This is a genomic window from Ralstonia soli (assembly GCF_023955655.1).
Taxonomy (GTDB): Bacteria; Pseudomonadota; Gammaproteobacteria; order Burkholderiales; family Burkholderiaceae; genus Ralstonia; species Ralstonia soli.
The window spans coordinates 586,616-605,385 of the sequence record NZ_JAMXHT010000002.1; the positions used below are offsets into that span (position 1 = coordinate 586,616).

Sequence of the window (18,770 nt, forward strand, 5' to 3'; positions counted from 1 at the left end):
GACATGGATCTGGGAATTCAAGACAAAGTGGCCATCGTGACCGGTTCGGCACGAGGCCTGGGTGCGGCGACCGCGCGCCGTCTGGCGGAAGAGGGTGCGAAGGTCGTTGTGACCGACGTGCTGGCCGAGCAGGCGGAAGCCACTGCTGAAGCGCTGCGCGCCGCCGGGCTTACCGCGCGTGCCGTGATTGCAGACATCACCAAGGCGGCAGAAGTGCAGCGCCTGGTCGACGAGACCGTCGAGGCCTTTGGCGGTGTGCACATCCTGGTGAACAACGCGGGTTTCCCACGCGACAAGTACCTCGTGAAGATGAGCGAGGAAGACTGGGACTTGGTCATCCAGGTGATGCTCAAGGGCGCTTTCTTGGCGACCAAGGCCGTCATGCCGCACATGATCGAGCAAGGGTGGGGCCGTGTCATCAACATCAGCTCGCGCGCGCACCTGGGTAATCCGACGCAGGCGAACTACTCCGCTGCAAAGGCCGGCCTGATCGGCATGGCTAAGGCACTGGCGATCGAAGAAGGCCGCTACGGCGTCACCGTGAATTGCATTGCGCCAGGGTTCATGGAAACCGAGATGGTGCAGGCGCTGCCGACGTACGAAGCCATCAAGGAGCGCGCCGTGCAGATGCAGCCGATCAAGCGCGTGGGTCAGCCGGCGGACATCGCCAACGCCGTGGCCTTCCTGGCGAGCGAGCGAGCCGGCTTTATCACCGGTGAGGTACTGCACGTGACTGGCGGCCGTTACGGCTGATACAGCAGCGGTCTCAACAGCAATGGAATGCGCGCGGTGCGACCGTGCCAATAGGGAATCGAAATGATGAAACGAGCAGCAATCGTGGCGCCGCTGCGTACTCCAGTGGGTGCATTTGGTGGCGCATTGAAAGGGGTGCCGGTGGAAGAACTGGGTGCCACCGTCGCCCGCGCCGTCGTGGAGCGTGCGGGCCTGGACCCTGCGCGCATCGACGACGTGATCTTTGCGCAGAGCTACATGAACGGCGAGACGCCATGTACCGGCCGTTGGGTCGCGCTGCAGGCAGGCTTTCCGATTGAGGTGGCCGGCATGCAGCTCGATCGCCGTTGCGGGGGCGGTCTGCAGGCCATCGCCACCGCCGCCATGATGGTGCAGACCGGCGCCGCCGACGTCGTGATGGCAGGCGGCGTCGAGAGCATGAGCAACGTGGAGTACTACACGACCAACATGCGTTGGGGTGCCCGCGCCGGGTCGGTCAAGATGCACGACCGCCTGGATCGTGGCCGCGAACGGTCGCAGCCGGAATCGCGCTTTGGCCGCATCAGCGGAATGATCGAAACCGCAGAGAACCTGGCGCAGGCGTACCACATCACCCGCGACGCCTCGGATGCCTTTGCCATGCGCAGCCACCACCGCGCCGCCGCAGCCTGGGAAGACGGCCGCTTTGCCAACGAGGTCGTTGGGCTGCATGTCTCGCCTCGCAAGGGCGAAACAGTTCTGTTCGACAAGGACGAGGGCGTGCGTGGACAGACCACGATGGACAGCCTGGCCAAGCTCAAGCCCATCATGAAGGATGGAGTGGTGACGGCTGGCAACGCGTGTCAGCAGAACGACGCGGCGGCGGCATGCCTGGTGGTGGCGGAAGACAAGCTGGCGGAACTGAACCTCGAACCGATCGGCTGGCTGGTCGGCTGGGCGGCAGCCGGTTGCGAGCCATCGATGATGGGGATCGGCCCCGTGCCGGCGGTGGAGAAGCTGTTGAAGCGCACGGGCTTGCGCTTTGATCAGCTGGACCTGATCGAGCTGAACGAGGCTTTTGCATGTCAGGCATTGGCCTGTGTGAAGGGCTGGGGTTCGTCCATGGACGAGCTTGAGAACCGGCTGAACGTCAACGGCTCGGGCATCTCGCTCGGCCATCCCGTGGGCGCCACCGGGGTGCGAATCATGACTTCGTTGCTGAACGAGTTGCAGCGTGGAGAAGGCCGCTACGGCCTGGAAACGATGTGCATCGGTGGCGGGCAGGGCATCGCGGCCATTTTTGAGCGGGCTTAGCCTCAGCGCTCCAATTTTTCGGCGGCCTGCGGGCCGTCAATCACAACGTATCAAGCCATCGGGAAACCGCCATTGGCGGGCTTCCATGGGGGCTTTTTGTCTTCGCAAGCAGAGAGGTCGACACAACAGCTTTACCAAACCGGACGAGAACCCCTTGTCCACACCAAGAGAAGAAAGGAGGAGGCGCTGATGAAATTGACAAATATTGCCGCAGCATCGGTACTCGCATGCACGGGAAGTGCATATGCGCAAAGCGGTGTCACGCTCTACGGCGTGATGGATATCAACGTGGAGTACACCAACCACGTCGGGGCGATCCCATCGGCCGCAAATGGCTTTAACGCAGGGCCGAGCAATCACATTGTCCGAATGGGTTCGGGCGGAGGTCTGGGCGGTTCGCGTTGGGGTATCCGTGGAACGGAAGACCTGGGGAACGGGCTGAAGACCATCTTCGTGCTCGAAAGCGGCTTTTCTGCAGACGCCGGTCAGAGCCAGCAAGGTGGTCGGCTGTTTGGTCGTCAAGCCTTCGTCGGGCTGCAGAGCAGCAGTTACGGGCAGCTGACCTTTGGCCGTCAATACACCTCCATCTTTGAAGGGTTGGCCAACTTCAGCCCGCTGTCCTACGCCACGCTTTACGCACCGACGGTGCTGCTGGACGGCGGGAACTACCGTGAAGACAACACGGTTAAGTACATGGGGCAGTTTGGCCCGCTGACGGCGTGGGCTCACTGGTCATTCGGCGTCGGCACCACTGTGCCGCAGGCGTCCGCCAGTGCCGTCACGTTCGGCGGCAACGGCGAAGTGCCGGGGCAGACCCGTCGCGACAGCGCCTACGGTGTCGCCGCGATGTATGTGGCGGGCCCGTTCGCGGCAACGCTCGGGTACGACCAATGGAACCCCTCGATCGGTGCCTCCAGCGGCACCGTCAAGAAGGCCGCTGTTGCCGCGAGCTATACCGTTGGCGCGGTGAAGGTCATGGGCGGTTATCGATGGGCGCAGAGCAAGACGCCCGCAGACGTCGTGATGGTGCGTGACGACCTCTACTGGGTCGGCGCCAACTATCAGGTGACGCCAGCGGTGGGCCTGTCGCTTGAGTACTCGTACGACAAGGTGAAGAACCTGTTTGGCGACACGGGTGCTCCCAATCCGTGGCAAATCGCGCTGATCTCGACGTACTCGCTTTCCAAGCGCACTGATCTCTACCTGAGCGCCGCCTACTCCAGGAACGCCGGCCTGACCCTGGATTCAGCGGCAACCGGCTACCTGACCAGCCTGGCCCTCGGCTCAAGCTACGCGTTGCCGAACAGCACGAACTCGATGATGGGCGTAGCTGTGGGGATGCGCCACAAGTTCTGATTGAGCGGGCGTCTGCCTGACGGGCCCACCCGGTGCGCCAGGCAGACGGAACGATCGCACTTCAACGGTGGTGGCTTGCCTCCAGCGGTCTCCAGTTTTGGCCGCCACCATTTTTCTTCACTCGCTCCCATGGCTGTTTGGGAAGAGCGTTCCATGCAAGACCTCAAAACGGCAATGACGCCAATGGCCGGTAAGCGGCTTCCCGGCAGTCCGGAACCGATGCGTTACTGGTCGGGGCTCGACGGCATTCAACTGGCAGGCGACGTGTGGGGCGATCCGGCTGCCCCGCTCGTACTGCTGTTGCATGGTGGCGGACAGACTCGCCACGCATGGGGCGCAACCGGTGAGCTGTTTGCTGCCGCCGGGTACTTTGCGGTGGCGCTGGATGCGCGTGGACACGGAGATTCCGACTGGTCACCGGACGGCGACTACAGCATCGATGCCATGGTGGCGGATCTGGTGTGCGTCAACACGGCATTGGGCGGGCGCAGGCCCATCGTGGTCGGTGCATCAATGGGCGGCGCCACGAGCCTAGCTGCTGTCGGGGGTGGCCATCTCGACGCGAGCGCGTTGATTCTTGTGGATATTGTGCCCCACACGGAGCCCGAGGGCGTGGCCCGCATCCACCAGTTCATGAGTCAGCAGCCGGACGGCTATGCCTCGTTGGAAGCGGTGGCGGAATCCATTCGCCAGTACCGCCCCCATTCAAAACCGCGACGCAATCTGCAAGGGCTGAGCAAGAACGTGCGGCTGGGGGAAGACGGCCGCTACCGCTGGCATTGGGACCCGCAATTCCTCGCAGGCTGGGACGGAATGAAACAGCGCTATGAGCGGTTATCGGCGTGTGCGCGTCGGCTGACCGTGCCCACCTTGCTGGTGCGAGGTGGAAGCTCCGATGTCGTCAGCGAGGCCGGAGTGCGGGAGTTTCTTGGACTGTGCCCGCATGCCGAATACATCAATGTCACCCAAGCCGGCCACATGGTGGCGGGCGATCGCAACGACCTGTTCGGCAGGGCGGCCAAGGACTTCCTCGTACGCACTGTTCCGAACGACTCCAACCGCGTCCCGAACTGAACATGAAATTGTCGTTCTTCCAAAAGCTGTTTCTGCCGCTGATCCTGAGCCTCGTTTCGCTCGCATCGCTGGCAGTGGTCGATGCCTACCGAAGCCGCGCAATGGGGCTCGAAGAGCGGAAGGCAGACCTGGTGCACGCGACCGAAGTCGCGTTGTCGGTAGTCAGGACGTTCGCCAATCAGGCCGCCGCCGGCACCATGACCGTTGACGAGGCGAAGGCCCAGGCCATGAAATCACTACGCAACATGCGCTTTGGTGACTACGGTTACTTCGCTGTTGAATCGACCGGGTCAGTCGTTCTGATGCACCCGTTCCTTCCCGAGATCGAGAACAAGAGCATTCGCGAACTCGATACGAAGACTGCTGCGAACCTTCAGAACTTCGTCGACTTGATTCAGCGGGATGGAAAAGGATTTATTCACACAGAGGCGCCAAAACCAAAAGGCACTGTCTTAGTTCCAAAAATCACCTATCTCGACGCGTTCCAACCCTGGGGTTGGATTCTCAGCACGGGAGTCTACGTCGATGACATTGATACCGCTTTTCGCGCGGCGCTGTATCAAAGCCTGGGGCTCTGTGCCGTACTGGCGGTTTGCCTAAGTGCGATTGTCGCTCTGCTCAACCGCAGCATGTTGCGCACGCTTGGCGGAGAGCCGGCCTATGCAACGGCCATTGCGACGCGCATCGCACAGAACGATCTGACCGAGGTTGTCAGGACGGCACCCAATGATCGGGTCAGTCTGCTTTTTGCGATGCGGAAAATGCAGGAACAATTGGACGGCACGATCCGAATAATCCGGGCATCCGCTGAATCCATTGCCTCCGCCACGACGCAGATCTCGGTGGGCAACCAGGATCTTTCCCGGCGCACTGAGCAACAAGCAGCCGCGCTGCAAGAAACGGCAGCCAGCATGGATGAACTGACTTCCACCGTCAGCCAAAACACCGACAACGCATGCCAGGCCAGCCAGGTTGCCGCACAGGCAGCCGATGTTGCCGAGCGCGGCCGCGGGGTTGTGTCGCGCGTGGTCGAAACCATGCACGACATCCATGCCAGTTCGGACAAGATTTCCGAGATCATCGGCATCATCGAAAGCATCGCGTTCCAGACCAACATCCTCGCGTTGAATGCGGCCGTGGAAGCGGCCCGTGCCGGCGAGCAGGGTCGCGGCTTTGCGGTCGTGGCGTCCGAGGTGCGGTCGCTTGCGCAGCGTTCTTCGTCCGCGTCAAAGGAGATCAAGGCATTGATCCAGACGTCGGTCGAGCATGTCAAAACCGGCGTCGACTTTGTCAACACCGCGGGTGTCACCATGAGCGAAATCACGCAGGCCATCCAGCGTGTAAATGACATCACCGGCGAGATTGCGGCAGCCTCCGTCGAGCAAAGCAAGGGGATCGCCCAGTTGAATGAAGCCGTCACGCAGATGGATGCTGCCACGCAGCAGAATGCGGCGTTTGTCGAAGAGGCCGCCGTCGCCGCGCAGTCGCTCGAAGAGCAGGGCCGGCAACTCGTGGCATCGGTGTCCGCGTTTCGCGTCGCCAATCTAGGGCTTGCACAAGAGGGCGATGGTGCACTGGCGGTGTGACCCTGCCCGCCTGGGACGCCATGCAGCTCGCTCGCAAAGACATGACCAACGTACGCATTCACGATCTGTTTGAGAACTGCCTGCTGGGCAATCCCGACCGCGCCTTCCTGCACGTGCGCGGCCCGGCAGAGGCGCCAACCACGCTGACCTACGCCGATGTTGGCGTCATGGTCGATGCGCTGCAAACAGAGTTGACTGTAGAGGGCGTGCGTCCTGGCGATCGGGTCATGATCGTGGCCGAGAACTGCCCTGAACATGTAGCGTTGATCATTGCATGCAGCCGGATCGGTGCATGGTCGTGCGGCGTCAACGCGCGCATGGCGCCAGGCGAGATTGCGGCATTCGCAAAGAAGGCCGACGCGCGCATTGTCTACTTCACCGCCAATGTTTCCGCCGCGGCACATGCACACGCAGAGCGTTTTGAAGCGCGCCCTTCCGTCGTTAGTGGACTGCTACGTAGCCCAACGAGCACCAACGCTGTAGCGGAAACCGGACCGCTGGCCGAGAAGGTGGCAGCCATCATCTTTACCTCAGGCACGAGCGGCGAGCCCAAGGGCGTGATGATGACGCACGAGGGTGTGACGCACTTTGGCCGCGTGTCAGCACAGTCCCGGGCGTTGGGCCCGGAGGATCGTTCCTACGCATACCTCCCGATGACCCACATCTTTGGGCTTGGGACCATCCTCGTCGCATCTCTTTACGCTGGTTCGGCGCTCCTGATGCGTACGGCATTTGATCCCGAAGACGCGTTAGAAGATCTCGCGAATCACGGTATCACCCAGTTGCAGGGGCCTCCGGCGCTGTTCTCGCGGCTGCTGTCTCACATGAGCCGAGTGGGCGTTGCCCACCCCGATGCACCTGCGCTTCGCTACATCTATGCCGGGGCCGGGCCACTGGATATGGCGTTGAAGCGCCGCGTCGAGATTGCGTTCAACCAATCCCTGCATCACGGCTATGGACTTTCGGAATATGCCGGCTCCGTACATGTCACCCGCCGCGATGAGTGGCGTCGTGACACCTCAGCCGGTTATTGCTTCGAAGGCGCTGAGTTGCGCATCGTCGACCCGGACTCCGGCCGCAGCCTACCTTCGGGCGAGCGCGGCGAGATCTGGTTGCGTGGCGTGGGCCTGATGCCCGGCTACTTCCGCGATCCCGCAGCAACGGCCACCGTCATGCGCAACGGCGGCTGGTACGCCTCGGGCGACATTGGCGAACTGCATGACGACGGCGCACTGTTTGTGGTTGGGCGCCTCAAGGAAATGATCATTCGGTCTGGGTTCAATGTGTATCCGGCGGAGATCGAGTCGGTACTCAACGCGTTTCCGAGTGTCGAGCGCTCTGCAGTCGTTGGGCGTCCCGCGCAGGACGGCAATGAAAGCATCGAGGCGTACGTGCAGTTGCGCGCAGGCGAGGCTTTCGATGAGGCAAGTTTGCGGGGCTACCTCTGCGAACAACTCGCGCCTTACAAGCAGCCCTCGGTCATCCAATGCGTGGCGGAGTTCCCGATGTCCGGCAGCGGAAAGATTCTGAAGAAGCACCTCACGGCGAAGCTCTGAGCGAAGCGCGTGGGGGCGGCCTGATTCGCGCACATGGCGCGAAGTACAGCCTGCTCAGCTGACATGCGTTGAGCCGCACCCATCACGCATTGCCCGCAAAAGCCTCGGGACTGGGGTTAACCCTCATGGAGTTTGATCGACCTGCCATCCACAATCTAACTAACGTTAGACAGGTATGTAACCCAACAAGGAGACAAAGATGAGTGGCACTCCGATGAAACCGATTCGATCCATGCTGTTCGTGCCGGGCAACAAGCCGACCTGGATCGAAAAGTCGATCACTTCCAAAGCCGATGCATTGATCCTGGATCTGGAGGACAGCGTTCCTCCCGATCTGAAGGTCGAGGCGCGCGGCATCGTGCAATCGAAGCTCGCGTGGCTTGCTGAGCAGAAACAACGCGTGTTCGTGCGCATCAACCGTAGCCCGCACCTCTACGACTTCGACGACATCCTCGCGGTGGTGAGCCCGTACGTGGAGGGCATCGTCATTTCCAAGCCCTGCGGGCCGGAGGATGTGGATTGCGTCTCGCGCATGCTGACCGAAGCCGAATACCGCAACGGCGTGGCCCTGGGTTCGACCCGCGTGATTCCGCTGCTGGAAACCGCGCGCGCACTGCAATTCGCGTACGAGATTGCGCTGCATGAGCGTGTGGGCGCGATCTGCGGTGCGACCGCAAAGAACGCCGACGTGGCCCGCGCCTTGGGTTACGTGTGGACGCCGGGCGGCCGCGAAAGCGAGTACCTCAAGTCGCGCGCCGTGATGGCGGCACGCGCTGCCGGCAAGCTGCCCATCGGCGGCGTGTGGCAGCAAGTGCATGACCTGGAAGGGCTGAAGAAGGCCGCGCTGCTCGACCGCAATCTGGGCATGACCGGAGAGCTGGTGCTCCATCCGTCCAACGTGGCGGACATCAACGAGGTGTACAGCCCGACGCCCGAGCAAGTGGCGTTTTACGAGGGCATGATCGCCGCGCTTGAACAGGCCCAGGCACAGGGCCGTGCTTCCACGATCTACGACGGCGAGCACATCGACATCGCCCACGTGAAGACCGCTCGCGAAATCATCGAGCTGGCCAAATCTTTCAACGCTTGAACTCCATCGAGGACTCGAAGATGTCTGGACTCTATTTTGAAGATTGCACAGAAGGCCTGGTAATCGAACATGCGATTCGCCGGACGGTGACCGAGATGGACAACATCCTGTTCTCGTCCCTGACCTACAACTGTGCGCCGCTGCATATCGATGCTGAATACGCCAAGAGCAGCATCTACGGCAAGCCGCTGGTCAATAGCATGTTCCTGCTCGGCTTAGTGGCTGGTGTGACCGTCATCGAGACCACGCTGGGAACCACGCTCGGCAACCTGGGCTTTCAGGAAATCAAGTTCCCGAACCCGGTTTTCTACGGCGACACGATTCGCGTGCGCACCGAGATCGTCAACGCCCGGCTCTCGAAGAGCCGCAATGACTCCGGCATCGTGACTTTCCGGCATGTGGCCATGAACCAGCGCGACGAGGAAGTTTGCACGGCCGTGCGCGTCGGGCTGATGAAGGTCCGTCCGCAGCAATAACCCAGAGACGGGAGAACGAACATGTCTGAGATGTCTGCTGCCTACGAAACGCAGCTCGCACGCGAGCAGGAACTGACCGAAGTCGGTGACGCGGCCCGTACCCTCGCAAACAAGTTCCCGCTGTCGTACTGGCGGGAGTGCGACAAGGAAGAGAAGTACCCCTGGGACTTCGTCAAGGCCTTTGCCGAGGCAGGGTGGATGGGCATCATCGTCCCCGAGGAGTACGGTGGCATGGGGCTGGGCGTGACCGAGGCTGCTGTGATGCTGCGTGAGATCGGTGCCTCGGGTGCCGGCATGAGCGGTGCCTCGGCTATCCACTTCTATGTCTTCCCGCCGCAGCCGATTCTGCGCCACGGGTCTGAGGAGATGAAGAAGCGCGTGTTGCCTGGCTTCGTGCGGGGTGAAACGCTGATGGCGTTTGGCGTAACCGAGCCGACCTCCGGCGTGGATACTTCGCGGATCCGCACCCGTGCGGAGAAGAAGGGCGACCGCTGGGTGATCAACGGCCAGAAGGTCTGGAGCACCAACGCGCAGAACGCCACCAAGTATCTGATCCTGGCGCGCACTTCGCCGCGTGACGACAAGCGCCCGCTGGAAGGCATGACCCTGTTCTATGCCGACCTGGATCGCAAGCATTGCGACGTGCGCGTCATTGACAAGCTGGGTCGAGCTGCAGTGGACTCCAACGAGGTGTTCATCGATGGCCTGGAGGTAGCGGAAGAGAACGTCGTGGGTGAGGTGGGTAAGGGCTTCCACTACCTGCTCGACGGTTTGAACCCGGAGCGGGTGGTGGTGGCGATGGAAGCCATCGGTATTGGCCGCGCGGCACTGGATCTGGCGGTGGGCTATGCCAACTCCCGCATCATCTTCGACCGCCCGATCGGCAAGAACCAGGCGGTGGCGCACCCGTTGGCCGAATGCTGGATGCGGCTGGAGGCGGCGAACGCCATGGCGCTGCGCGCGGCGACGTTGTACGACAACCATCAGTCGTGCGGTGCGGAAGCGAACACAGCCAAGTTCCTTGGAGCAGAAGCAGGCTTCCTGGCGTGCGACCAAGCCATGCAGACCCATGGCGGCTTTGCCTATGCCAAGGAGTACCACATCGAGCGGCTCTGGCGTGAAGTTCGCCTGCTGCGACTGGCCCCCATTTCGCAAGAGATGGTCTGCAACTACATTTCTAACAAGGTGCTCGGCCTGCCCAAGTCGTACTGATACGGGCAGCGTCGAGTTGGAGAGCCGGTCGCAAGCAGGCCGGGTCCACTAGAAAGGAGACAGCAGTGGCAACAGACGAATCTCGGCCGCTGGAGGGTATCCGGGTTCTGGACCTCACAGTGGCGCTATCGGGGCCATACGCCTCATTGTTGCTGGGCGGGATGGGGGCGGAGGTTATCCGCGTCGAGTCGCCCAGTGGTGGCGATATCGCACGAACGAACCCGCCCTTTGTTGGCCGCCGGGGCATCAACTTCGGCCAGCGGGCCGACGATGAAGTCTCGCTCACGGTCCTGAACCGGGCGCGCAACAAGAAAAGCATCACCCTGAACCTGAAAAGCCAGCAGGGCCGGGAGCTGTTCATGCGGCTGGCCGAAGAAGTCGACGTGGTGATCGAGAACCTGAGCGAAGGCGCGGCAGCCAAGCTGGGGGTGGATTACGAGCAGGTCCGAAAACGCAATCCAAAGGTTGTCTACGCATCGATCAAGGCCATGGGGGAGCCCAGTGCGTTCCCGGGGCTTAAGGGCATGGACATCATCGTGCAGGCGCTCAGCGGTCTGATGGAAGTCACAGGCTATGCAGACGGCCCGCCGACGCGTTGCGGTTTGCCGATTGCGGATCTGGTGGCACCAATGTACGCGGTCAATGGCATCCTGGCGGCCCTCATCCAGCGCGGGCGCACCGGAGAAGGACAGCATGTTCAGGTATCGATGCTGGATTGTCTGGCCTCATGGGTAGCGGAAGAACACTTCGACGTCTTTGGCCGAGAAGGCTACCCCCGCCGCACAGGCAATTTCCACGACCGATTGGCGCCATTTGGTGTGTACCGGGCGCAGGATGGTTACGTGGCCATCGTGGCGTTCCATCCCGAGTGGATGCGTGGGCTACTCGAAGCGATCGGCCATCCGGAACTCATGGATGATCCCCGCTTCAGCAGTCGCGGGCCACGGATGCGCAATGCCGGAGAACTGAACACGCTGATCGAAGCCTGGACGCAGCAACGCAGCGCTGCGGACGTGGTGAACGAACTGCTGGGCAAGCGCGGAGTCCCGAGTGCCCCAGTGCGCACGCCGGCAGAAGTGCTGCAGGATCGCCGATTGCATGAAAGCGGTGCGCTGATGAACCTGACGCATCCGGAGTTGGGTGAAGTCGATGCGGTCGGGATGGGGTTGCCGATCCGCTTCTCGGCCAGCACAGCGCAGTTCGACCAGCCGGCAACGGCATTGGGCGCGGCCAACGCGGAAGTCTACGGTGGGCTGCTCAAGCTCAGCCCGCAGGAGATCGAAGCGCTGCGCGAGCAGGGCGTTGTCTAGGCGCGAAAAGGAGAACCACTTGGGACCGCTAGACGGTGTGCGGATCGTGGAGCTGGCCGGGATCGGGCCGGCTCCGCTTAGTGCCATGCTGCTTGCAGATCTTGGCGCCACCGTGATCCGCGTCGATCGCAAGGAACCGTCCGGCCTGGGTGTCAGCCGGCCGCTGCAGTTCGACCTGGTGCTGAGGAATCGCAAAAGCATCCGGGTTGACCTGAAGGACCCGCAGGGACTGGAACTGGTTCGATCCCTGATCGACAAGGCCGATGCCCTGATCGAGGGATTCCGGCCCGGCGTGACTGAACGTCTCGGATTGGGGCCAGACACGTGCCTGGCCAGGAACCCGAAGCTGGTCTATGGCCGGGTGACGGGGTGGGGGCAGGATGGCCCGCTGGCGCAGGCGGTCGGGCACGATCTCAATTACATCGCCATCACGGGCGCGCTCGATGCCATCGGGCGTGACGGACAACCGCCGACGATGCCGCTCAATGTTCTGGGCGACTACGCCGGTGGGTCTATGTATCTGGCGCTCGGCATTCTCAGCGGCATCCTGCATGCGCGTGCTTCCGGCAAGGGGCAAGTTGTCGATGCCGCCATCGTCGACGGGGTTGCCTCGTTGATGACCGTTCTCATCGGGCTGCGCGCAGCGGGCATGATGAACGGCGAGCGCGGCACGAACCTGCTCGATTCCGGTGCGCCGTTCTATGACGTCTACACATGCGCGGACGGCAAGTTCGTGTCGATCGGGCCGATTGAGTCGAAGTTCTATCGGCAACTGCTTGAGCGGCTCGGGTTGGAAGGCGCCGCGCCGGCCAACCATATGGACCGCGCCGGCTGGCCTGAAATGCGACGCCTGTTCGCCGAGACGTTCAAGACAAAAACGCGCGCACAGTGGACGGCGTTGCTCGAAGGGTCCGACGTCTGCTTTGGGCCAGTGCTGAGCCAGGAAGAGGCTTTCGAGCACCCGCACCTGAAGGCGCGCAAAACCTTCGTCGAGGTGGCGGGTGTTGTGCAGCCGGCGCCGGCTCCCCGGTTTTCCGGGACGCCACCGGCTGATCCGCAACCGCCCGCAGAAGCCAATGCCGAGAACGCCGCCGCAGCGATGGCGGATTGGTTCTCCCAAGCGGAAATTGAGGCGTTTGCGTCAGCTGGCGCATTCGAATGAATGAATGCGCCCGTATCGGGCGAGTGGGCGCATTTGCAAGCCGGTGAATCGCAGTGGAGTGTTAAAGATGACTGTGTTGAACCAAGTGGCCGATAGCGATGCGAATCTGCGCGATGCGTTGGCCGATGTGCTGGCTGCATGGAACACCGCCGCGCAACGCTGGGATGCAGCGGCGCTTGGACAAATCTACGCGGAGGCGGGTTGCTTGTTTGGCGGCAGGCCCGGGCACTCCATCGGCCGAGCCGCGATCACCGAGTACTTCGCTTCGTACGACGGCGTCATTCTGTCCGGCGCCATCCATGCACAGGATCAGCATGTGGTCGGTCTCTCGCCCGGCATCGTGCTCGCACAGGGCTACGTGGAGATGTCGTTCGTGCTTGCCCCGGATCAGAAAACGCAGAGCGTATTGCGATCGACACTCACGCTCGTGCAGGAAGGGGGCGCGTGGAAGATTCTCCAGCACCATTTTTCACCCACGCCGGCCGCCCCACCGCTTGGAGACCGATGAGCTGCGAAAAGGCATTTGTGAGTTATGACCATGGAACACCAAACCAAGCAAGCGCAGATTGCCGGCTCCGAAGGTGCCGTCGACGCACTGCGGCAACTGATGGGAAGTCGTTTCACCTGTCGAGGCTATCTGCCGGATGCGGTGCCTGACGAGACCATCGCCAGCATCATCGATATCGCCAGGGGCACGCCGTCGTGGTGCAACACGCAGCCTTGGCATGTTGTGGTGACACGAGGGGAAGCCACCGAAGCCTTCCGCGCAGCGCTCGTCGAGCGGGCGACGCAGGCTCCGCAAGTCGAGTCGGACTTGCCGTTTCCGGTGCAGTACAGCGGTGTGCATGCACAACGGCGGCGCGAAACCGGGCATGCGCTGTATGAGGCGCTGGGGATCGAGCGTCACGATAAGGCCCGGCGAGACAGCCAAAGCTTCGAGAACTTCCGATTCTTCGGCGCACCTCACGTCGCCATCATCACCATCCCGGTCGAACTGGGCACCTATGCCGCGGTCGACTGCGGTGCCTTCATCGCCTCCTTCTTGCTGGCGGCCCACGCGCACGGCGTTGCGACGGCGCCGCAGGGGGCGTTGGCACGGCATGCGCGCTTTATCCGGTCGTATTTCGGTCTGGGGGAGGATCGACACATGGTCTGCGGCATCGCTTTTGGCTATGCCGATCATGAGCATCCCGCCAACAGCTTCCGCACGCGCCGTGCCGAGCGCGGCGATGTGTTGCGGCTAGTCTGACCGATCAGTTTGGGCCATCGGCCATCCCGATGGGATGGCCGTATTCGGCTGATTGAGGCTGCCGCCCTCAGGACGCCACGAGTTCGTTCCGTCGCCCGGGCTTCGCTTTATTCTTGGGCCGGCCGCCCTCGAAGAAGATCGAGCACAGTTCATCAACGACTTTTTCCGGCGAGCCTTTCTTCGGGTTGAACCAGGCCTGCGCCGACGTGATGGCACTGAGGATGAACACGCGGCAGAGCGCGAGGTCGGCGTCCTCGCGCAAGCTTCCTTCGGCTTGCAGATCCTTGAGCAAGCTGTGCCAAAACTCCTGATGCTGCTCGCGTCGCTTGATCTGGCGTTCACGCACCTTTTCCGGCAACTGCGCCAGCATTAGCCCGTGCGCGAGCGCATAGTCGCCATAGGTGACCAACGCCGACAGCAAACCGACGAGGGCCGCCTTGAAGCGCTCTTCCGCAGTGGCGTTGGGGGGGAGCGCCTCGAGGTGGTTCCGGGTGTGCTGGAAGATGCTCTCCGCGCTGTGCGCCATGACCGCGTCGATCAAGTCCTCTTTGGAGGAGAAGTGGTAATAGATGCTCGCGGCTTCGATGCCTGCCTGCTCTGCGATCGAGCGCATGGTCATGGCCGGATACCCTTGGGTGCCAAAGGCGCGCGCCGCCAATCGCATCAGTTTTTCTCGCGTGTCTGGATTGGAAGAGGTGGCTTGGCGTTTCGACATGAGAAGCGTAGTAGATCAGGGTTGCGAGCGGTCGTAATGCTAAACCTTTGCGGTATTTTCGGCCACAAACGCCAACGCAAGCGGCTTGGCTGATAGGGGTGTTAACCCTCATGGAAGTTAGCCGATTTTAAGACCAAAATCTACCTAACGTTAGTAAGGTATATCCCTTGGTGACGACGCTGTCAGGGCACCTTGGGTCAGCAGCAACGGCGAAATCGGCGTGGTTGCTTTCGGGTGTCGTTGTGGCACTGCATACAAGAAATACGGAGACGATATGAAGGTGTTCCTCCGGGTCGTTCGTGATCTGTTCTCGAGGCCCTCCGTTGCCTCGCATCGGTCGCCGACACCTTTGCCCCTCTGGTTGTCGATTCCAGCTGTTCAAGATCTGACAGCGGGGTCCTGGTGGTTGCAGGATCCACGTCACCATTTCTCTTCCGGACCGAAGGCCGGCCGGTCGGCTCAGTTCGATTCGCGCGCGTGAATCGGCGTCGCTCTTTCGAGGAGGCCCTCATGTTCCAGACCGTTGTTGCACGGCACAGTGGTTCCCAGCGTGGAATGTCGGCGGTCGAACTCAAACCGAGTCGATCCGACGGCCCGCAAAGCAACGTCATGGTGATGCCGCTTGCGCGCGGCCTGGCCGTGCTGGGCGCGTTCGGTGCCGAGCAGCCTTGGCTGGGCAACCATGAAATCGCGTTCGAAACCGGCATTCCGGCGCCCACCGTCTCGCGGATGCTGCACTCCCTGGTCGCGCTCGGTTACCTGCATTACGACGAAACCCGCAAGAAGTACCGGCTGACAGCGGCTGCGCTGTCGCTCGGCTACGCGGCCATTGCCGACGCTGATACACAGCGCCTGGCGCGCATCGAAATGCAGAAGCTTGCCGAGGCGAGCGACAGTTACGTGGTGTTGGGAACGCGGGATCGGCTGGACGTGGTCGTGATGGGCAGTAGCACCCGGCATCCGGAGTTGGATCTGCGTCTTACGGCCGGGGCACGCCTGCACATCGCTTCTTCGCCGTTGGGATGGGCTCTACTGGCCGCGCTTCCAGAGCTGGAGCGCTTCTACCTGTTGGGCAACGTGGAACGCAAGACCGGCCGCGACTGGCCGTCGCTGCGCCGGCGGATGGCCGAAGGTATCTCGCAGGTGCGCGAGCTCGGGTTTTGCATGTCCATTGGCGAATGGGAACCGGATCTGGCTACCATCGCCACGCCTGTGCGCATTCCGGATCAGCCGCCTTTGGTGCTGGCTTGCATCGGACTGCGTGCCCGTATGGTCCGCGCACGCATCGAGCGCGAAATCGGCCCCAAGATGGTTGCCACGGCACAGGCACTACAAGACAGGCTGGTGGCATCAGCCTGAGGATGAGCGGGCCGGGAAAGGAGGAGAGGCAATGAATCAGCCCACACAGGTCACCATGACGCTGGAACGAGGCCTCCAGGTGCTTCGTGCCTTCCGCGCAGAACGCGCGCCCCTGACTAATGGCGAACTGGTGCGCCGCACCGGTTTGTCCAAGGCCACGGTTTCCCGCTTGACGACGACCTTGATACGGCTGGGGTTCCTCCGCCGCGTGGTGGGTGGAACGCAGTTCGAACTCGCGACGGGGCCGCTGAGCATTGGACACGCCTATCTCGAAGCCAACCCCGTGACGCGCGCGGCGCAACCGTTCATGCAGCAGTTGGCCGATCGGCTCGACGTGTCGGTGGCACTGGCGATTCCCGATCATCTGGACATGCTGTACATCGCCTACCGCACCAGCTCGCGGATCGCCACGTTGCGCCTGGGCGTTGGGTCTCTGTTGCCAATGGGCTGGACGTCGATCGGCCGGGCCTGGCTATGGGGGCTTCCGGAAGATGCCCGGCGCAACTACATCGAGTCGCTCAAGCGAAAGGCCGGTGCGCAAGCCTCAGAGCTGGAGACGGGCATCGAGGCTGCATTCGAGGATCTCCGCACAGAGGGCGTCTGCATGTCGCTCGGGCGCTACCAGCGCAATGCTTACGGCATTGCCCTGCCAGTCGTAGTGGGGCGCTCCGCCACGCTGATGTCGTTGAGTTGCGGCGCCGTGGAACTGGAGCCCGATATGCTCAAGCTCCGCCGCCGTATCGCACCCGAACTCAAAGCCGCGGCAGTCGAACTCTCTGCGCTGCTTCGGGATGTCGATGCCGAGCCCTGAGGCGTAGTCGTTCGGCTGGCTCACCCCATTGGGTTCCTGGGGCAGGGCATGCCCCACCCACAGTGGACGGGGCGGCGCATGCCTGGCTGGCCAGTGCAGCCCTCAAGCGTCTGCCGTGATGTCGATATCCCGCGTTTCGCGGAAGAAGAAGATCACCGTCACGAGCGAGAGCAGTGTCCAGCCGACGGGGTACCACAGCCCCGAGAACAGATCGCCGGTTTGCGTGGAGATGGCGAACACAAAGGTGGGCAGCAGACCGCCGACCCAGCCCGTGGCCAGGTTGTATGGCACCGACATGGACGTGTAGCGAATTCGCGTCGGGAACATTTCAACCAGCGCAGGGCCCATCGCCATCACGATCAGGATCGAGCTTGCGAAGAAGGCTACCAGCAACACCAGCACCATGATCTTGTTGACGTCGGCGGGCGCGCCGGTGGCGGGGTAACCGTATTGGTCGAGTGCGGTACGTAACGTGCTGGCCAGGCGTGAGGCGCGGACCTTTGCCTCATCGGCCGCCAGGCCGGCGGCGTCGTACGCTTCCAGGGTGGTGTCACCGATACGGATGCGCGCGGCGTTGCCCGTCACCAGCGTTTGCGTGACGCGATAGGCCACGCCGGCGCCTGCCAGTGCTTGCCGTGCCGTATCGCAGGCCGATGTGAACTTGCGGTTGCCCAGCGGATTGAACATCAGCGAGCAGCCGGCCACATCCGTCTCGACACGGATATCGGCCTTCGCCTGTGCAGCTGCCAGCGCCGGGTTTGCATAGGCAAGCAAGCCATAGAAGACGGGGAATACCAGCACCAGCGTTGCCACAAAGCCGGTCAGCAGGACGGCCTTGCGGCCCAATCGGTCGCAAAGCCAGCCGGCCAGCGGGAACACGGGCAGGCAGAGGGCCGTGGCCAGCAGCACGAGTGTGTTGACCGTGGTGGGGTCGACCTTCAGGGTCTTGGTGAGGAAGAAGGTCGGATAGAGCGACGCCATGTAATACATAGACGTCATGCCCGCGCACAGTGCGAAGGCCACCAGCAGCCGGCGCAGGTTGGTCGGGTCAAGAAAAGTCTCCCGCACGGGCGCTTTCGAAAGCTTGTTGGCACTGCGCAGCTTCTGGAATGCTGGCGATTCATGCATGCGAACACGCAGCGCAACCGAAATGATCAGCATGATCAGTGCGAACACAAATGGCAGGCGCCAACCCCATTCATCGAAGTGCGAGCCGGTCGCCATGCGCGCCGTGAGAATCACCAGGAACGACAGCAACAGGCCCGCTGTCGACGCGGCCGTTGTCCACGACATGTTCAGGCCACGCCGCCCGCTTGGCGAATACTCGGCCACGTAGGTAAGGGCGCCCGTATATTCGCCGCCAGCGGAGAGCCCCTGCAGGATGCGCAGACAGATGAGCGTAATGGGGGCGGCAATGCCAACCGACTGATAGGTCGGCAGGCAGCCGACGCCGATGGTTGCGGCGCCCATCATGCAGATGGTGATCATGAACGTCCGCTTGCGGCCGATCATGTCGCCGATGCGGCCGAAGATGAGCGCGCCGAGCGGGCGCATCATGAACCCGACCGCGAAGGTCAATAGCGCGAAGATGAATGCCGTGCTGGGGTCGACGCCGGCAAAGAACTTGTCGGCCAGTACGGTGGCTAGCGACCCATAGAGCGCAAATTCATACCACTCGAAGGCCGTTCCGACGGAGGCAGCCCAGATGACGCTCGACATCGAGCTGGTGGGTTGTGTTGCTGGAGCAACCGTGCCGGTTGTCCCGATTGATGTATCCATGATCATCCTT

General features: G+C 62.3%; 17 protein-coding genes. 15 read left to right on the top strand and 2 right to left on the bottom strand.

The window, feature by feature from the left end:
* The first annotated feature begins 3 nt into the window (after window positions 1–3).
* From fabG to NG900_RS06520, 13 genes are all read left to right on the top strand, one after another.
* A complete protein-coding gene (gene fabG, locus NG900_RS06460; protein WP_252678135.1) occupies window positions 4–753 on the top strand; it encodes a 3-oxoacyl-ACP reductase FabG in 750 nt (249 codons plus the stop codon).
* Between the two features lie 66 nt (window positions 754–819).
* The gene (locus tag NG900_RS06465; protein WP_252678470.1) at window positions 820–2,025 is read left to right on the top strand and encodes an acetyl-CoA C-acetyltransferase; all 1,206 of its coding nucleotides are present in this window, start codon (window positions 820–822) and stop codon (window positions 2,023–2,025) included.
* Between the two features lie 189 nt (window positions 2,026–2,214).
* A complete protein-coding gene (locus NG900_RS06470) occupies window positions 2,215–3,381 on the top strand; it encodes a porin (RefSeq protein ID WP_252678137.1) in 1,167 nt (388 codons plus the stop codon).
* A gap of 153 nt (window positions 3,382–3,534) precedes the next feature.
* The gene (locus NG900_RS06475; RefSeq protein WP_252678139.1) at window positions 3,535–4,455 is read left to right on the top strand and encodes an alpha/beta fold hydrolase; all 921 of its coding nucleotides are present in this window, start codon (window positions 3,535–3,537) and stop codon (window positions 4,453–4,455) included.
* 2 nt (window positions 4,456–4,457) lie between these two features.
* Window positions 4,458–6,041, top strand: a complete 1,584-nt coding sequence (locus NG900_RS06480; protein ID WP_252678141.1) for a methyl-accepting chemotaxis protein — start codon at window positions 4,458–4,460, stop codon at window positions 6,039–6,041.
* 41 nt (window positions 6,042–6,082) lie between these two features.
* Window positions 6,083–7,597 (top strand): class I adenylate-forming enzyme family protein, encoded by a 1,515-nt coding sequence (locus tag NG900_RS06485; RefSeq protein ID WP_420804129.1) that lies wholly within the window; start codon window positions 6,083–6,085, stop codon window positions 7,595–7,597.
* 199 nt (window positions 7,598–7,796) lie between these two features.
* Window positions 7,797–8,687: an HpcH/HpaI aldolase/citrate lyase family protein gene (locus NG900_RS06490; RefSeq protein ID WP_252678143.1), complete on the top strand. Its 891-nt coding sequence runs from the start codon at window positions 7,797–7,799 to the stop codon at window positions 8,685–8,687.
* Between the two features lie 20 nt (window positions 8,688–8,707).
* A complete protein-coding gene (locus NG900_RS06495) occupies window positions 8,708–9,163 on the top strand; it encodes a MaoC family dehydratase (RefSeq protein ID WP_252678145.1) in 456 nt (151 codons plus the stop codon).
* A 21-nt stretch (window positions 9,164–9,184) separates the two neighbouring features.
* Window positions 9,185–10,375 (top strand): acyl-CoA dehydrogenase family protein, encoded by a 1,191-nt coding sequence (locus tag NG900_RS06500; RefSeq protein ID WP_252678153.1) that lies wholly within the window; start codon window positions 9,185–9,187, stop codon window positions 10,373–10,375.
* A 65-nt stretch (window positions 10,376–10,440) separates the two neighbouring features.
* A complete protein-coding gene (locus NG900_RS06505) occupies window positions 10,441–11,685 on the top strand; it encodes a CaiB/BaiF CoA transferase family protein (protein WP_252678155.1) in 1,245 nt (414 codons plus the stop codon).
* A gap of 19 nt (window positions 11,686–11,704) precedes the next feature.
* Window positions 11,705–12,847, top strand: a complete 1,143-nt coding sequence (locus NG900_RS06510; protein ID WP_252678474.1) for a CaiB/BaiF CoA transferase family protein — start codon at window positions 11,705–11,707, stop codon at window positions 12,845–12,847.
* A gap of 67 nt (window positions 12,848–12,914) precedes the next feature.
* The gene (locus NG900_RS06515; RefSeq protein ID WP_252678157.1) at window positions 12,915–13,355 is read left to right on the top strand and encodes a YybH family protein; all 441 of its coding nucleotides are present in this window, start codon (window positions 12,915–12,917) and stop codon (window positions 13,353–13,355) included.
* Between the two features lie 30 nt (window positions 13,356–13,385).
* Window positions 13,386–14,096 carry a nitroreductase gene (locus NG900_RS06520; RefSeq protein WP_252678159.1) on the top strand — a complete coding sequence of 237 codons (711 nt, stop codon included), beginning with the start codon at window positions 13,386–13,388 and terminating at the stop codon, window positions 14,094–14,096.
* A gap of 67 nt (window positions 14,097–14,163) precedes the next feature.
* On the opposite strand, the gene NG900_RS06525 is transcribed toward NG900_RS06520, so the two are convergent.
* The gene (locus NG900_RS06525; RefSeq protein WP_252678161.1) at window positions 14,164–14,811 is read right to left on the bottom strand and encodes a TetR/AcrR family transcriptional regulator; all 648 of its coding nucleotides are present in this window, start codon (window positions 14,809–14,811) and stop codon (window positions 14,164–14,166) included.
* A gap of 510 nt (window positions 14,812–15,321) precedes the next feature.
* Here NG900_RS06525 and NG900_RS06530 point away from each other — a divergent pair.
* The gene (locus NG900_RS06530; protein ID WP_252678163.1) at window positions 15,322–16,170 is read left to right on the top strand and encodes an IclR family transcriptional regulator; all 849 of its coding nucleotides are present in this window, start codon (window positions 15,322–15,324) and stop codon (window positions 16,168–16,170) included.
* A gap of 31 nt (window positions 16,171–16,201) precedes the next feature.
* Complete coding sequence (locus tag NG900_RS06535) at window positions 16,202–16,981, top strand: IclR family transcriptional regulator (RefSeq protein ID WP_252678165.1); 780 nt, start codon at window positions 16,202–16,204, stop codon at window positions 16,979–16,981.
* Window positions 16,982–17,083: 102 nt separating this feature from the next.
* On the opposite strand, the gene NG900_RS06540 is transcribed toward NG900_RS06535, so the two are convergent.
* Entirely contained in the window at window positions 17,084–18,760 is a 1,677-nt protein-coding gene (locus NG900_RS06540; protein WP_252678167.1) for an MFS transporter, read from the bottom strand.
* Window positions 18,761–18,770 lie beyond the last annotated feature (10 nt).

Excerpts from the sequence above, each read along its gene's own strand:
- NG900_RS06465 (WP_252678470.1), top strand. The coding sequence starts at position 820 with ATGAAACGAGCAGCAATCGTGGCGCCGCTGCGTACTCCAGTGGGTGCA.
- NG900_RS06540 (WP_252678167.1), bottom strand. The coding sequence starts at position 18,760 with ATGGATACATCAATCGGGACAACCGGCACGGTTGCTCCAGCAACACAA.
- NG900_RS06530 (WP_252678163.1), top strand. The coding sequence starts at position 15,322 with ATGTTCCAGACCGTTGTTGCACGGCACAGTGGTTCCCAGCGTGGAATG.
- NG900_RS06515 (WP_252678157.1), top strand. The coding sequence starts at position 12,915 with ATGACTGTGTTGAACCAAGTGGCCGATAGCGATGCGAATCTGCGCGAT.
- NG900_RS06535 (WP_252678165.1), top strand. The coding sequence starts at position 16,202 with ATGAATCAGCCCACACAGGTCACCATGACGCTGGAACGAGGCCTCCAG.
- NG900_RS06475 (WP_252678139.1), top strand. The coding sequence starts at position 3,535 with ATGCAAGACCTCAAAACGGCAATGACGCCAATGGCCGGTAAGCGGCTT.
- NG900_RS06480 (WP_252678141.1), top strand. The coding sequence starts at position 4,458 with ATGAAATTGTCGTTCTTCCAAAAGCTGTTTCTGCCGCTGATCCTGAGC.
- NG900_RS06490 (WP_252678143.1), top strand. The coding sequence starts at position 7,797 with ATGAGTGGCACTCCGATGAAACCGATTCGATCCATGCTGTTCGTGCCG.
- NG900_RS06485 (WP_420804129.1), top strand. The coding sequence starts at position 6,083 with ATGACCAACGTACGCATTCACGATCTGTTTGAGAACTGCCTGCTGGGC.
- NG900_RS06495 (WP_252678145.1), top strand. The coding sequence starts at position 8,708 with ATGTCTGGACTCTATTTTGAAGATTGCACAGAAGGCCTGGTAATCGAA.
- NG900_RS06520 (WP_252678159.1), top strand. The coding sequence starts at position 13,386 with ATGGAACACCAAACCAAGCAAGCGCAGATTGCCGGCTCCGAAGGTGCC.
- NG900_RS06500 (WP_252678153.1), top strand. The coding sequence starts at position 9,185 with ATGTCTGAGATGTCTGCTGCCTACGAAACGCAGCTCGCACGCGAGCAG.
- fabG (WP_252678135.1), top strand. The coding sequence starts at position 4 with ATGGATCTGGGAATTCAAGACAAAGTGGCCATCGTGACCGGTTCGGCA.
- NG900_RS06525 (WP_252678161.1), bottom strand. The coding sequence starts at position 14,811 with ATGTCGAAACGCCAAGCCACCTCTTCCAATCCAGACACGCGAGAAAAA.
- NG900_RS06470 (WP_252678137.1), top strand. The coding sequence starts at position 2,215 with ATGAAATTGACAAATATTGCCGCAGCATCGGTACTCGCATGCACGGGA.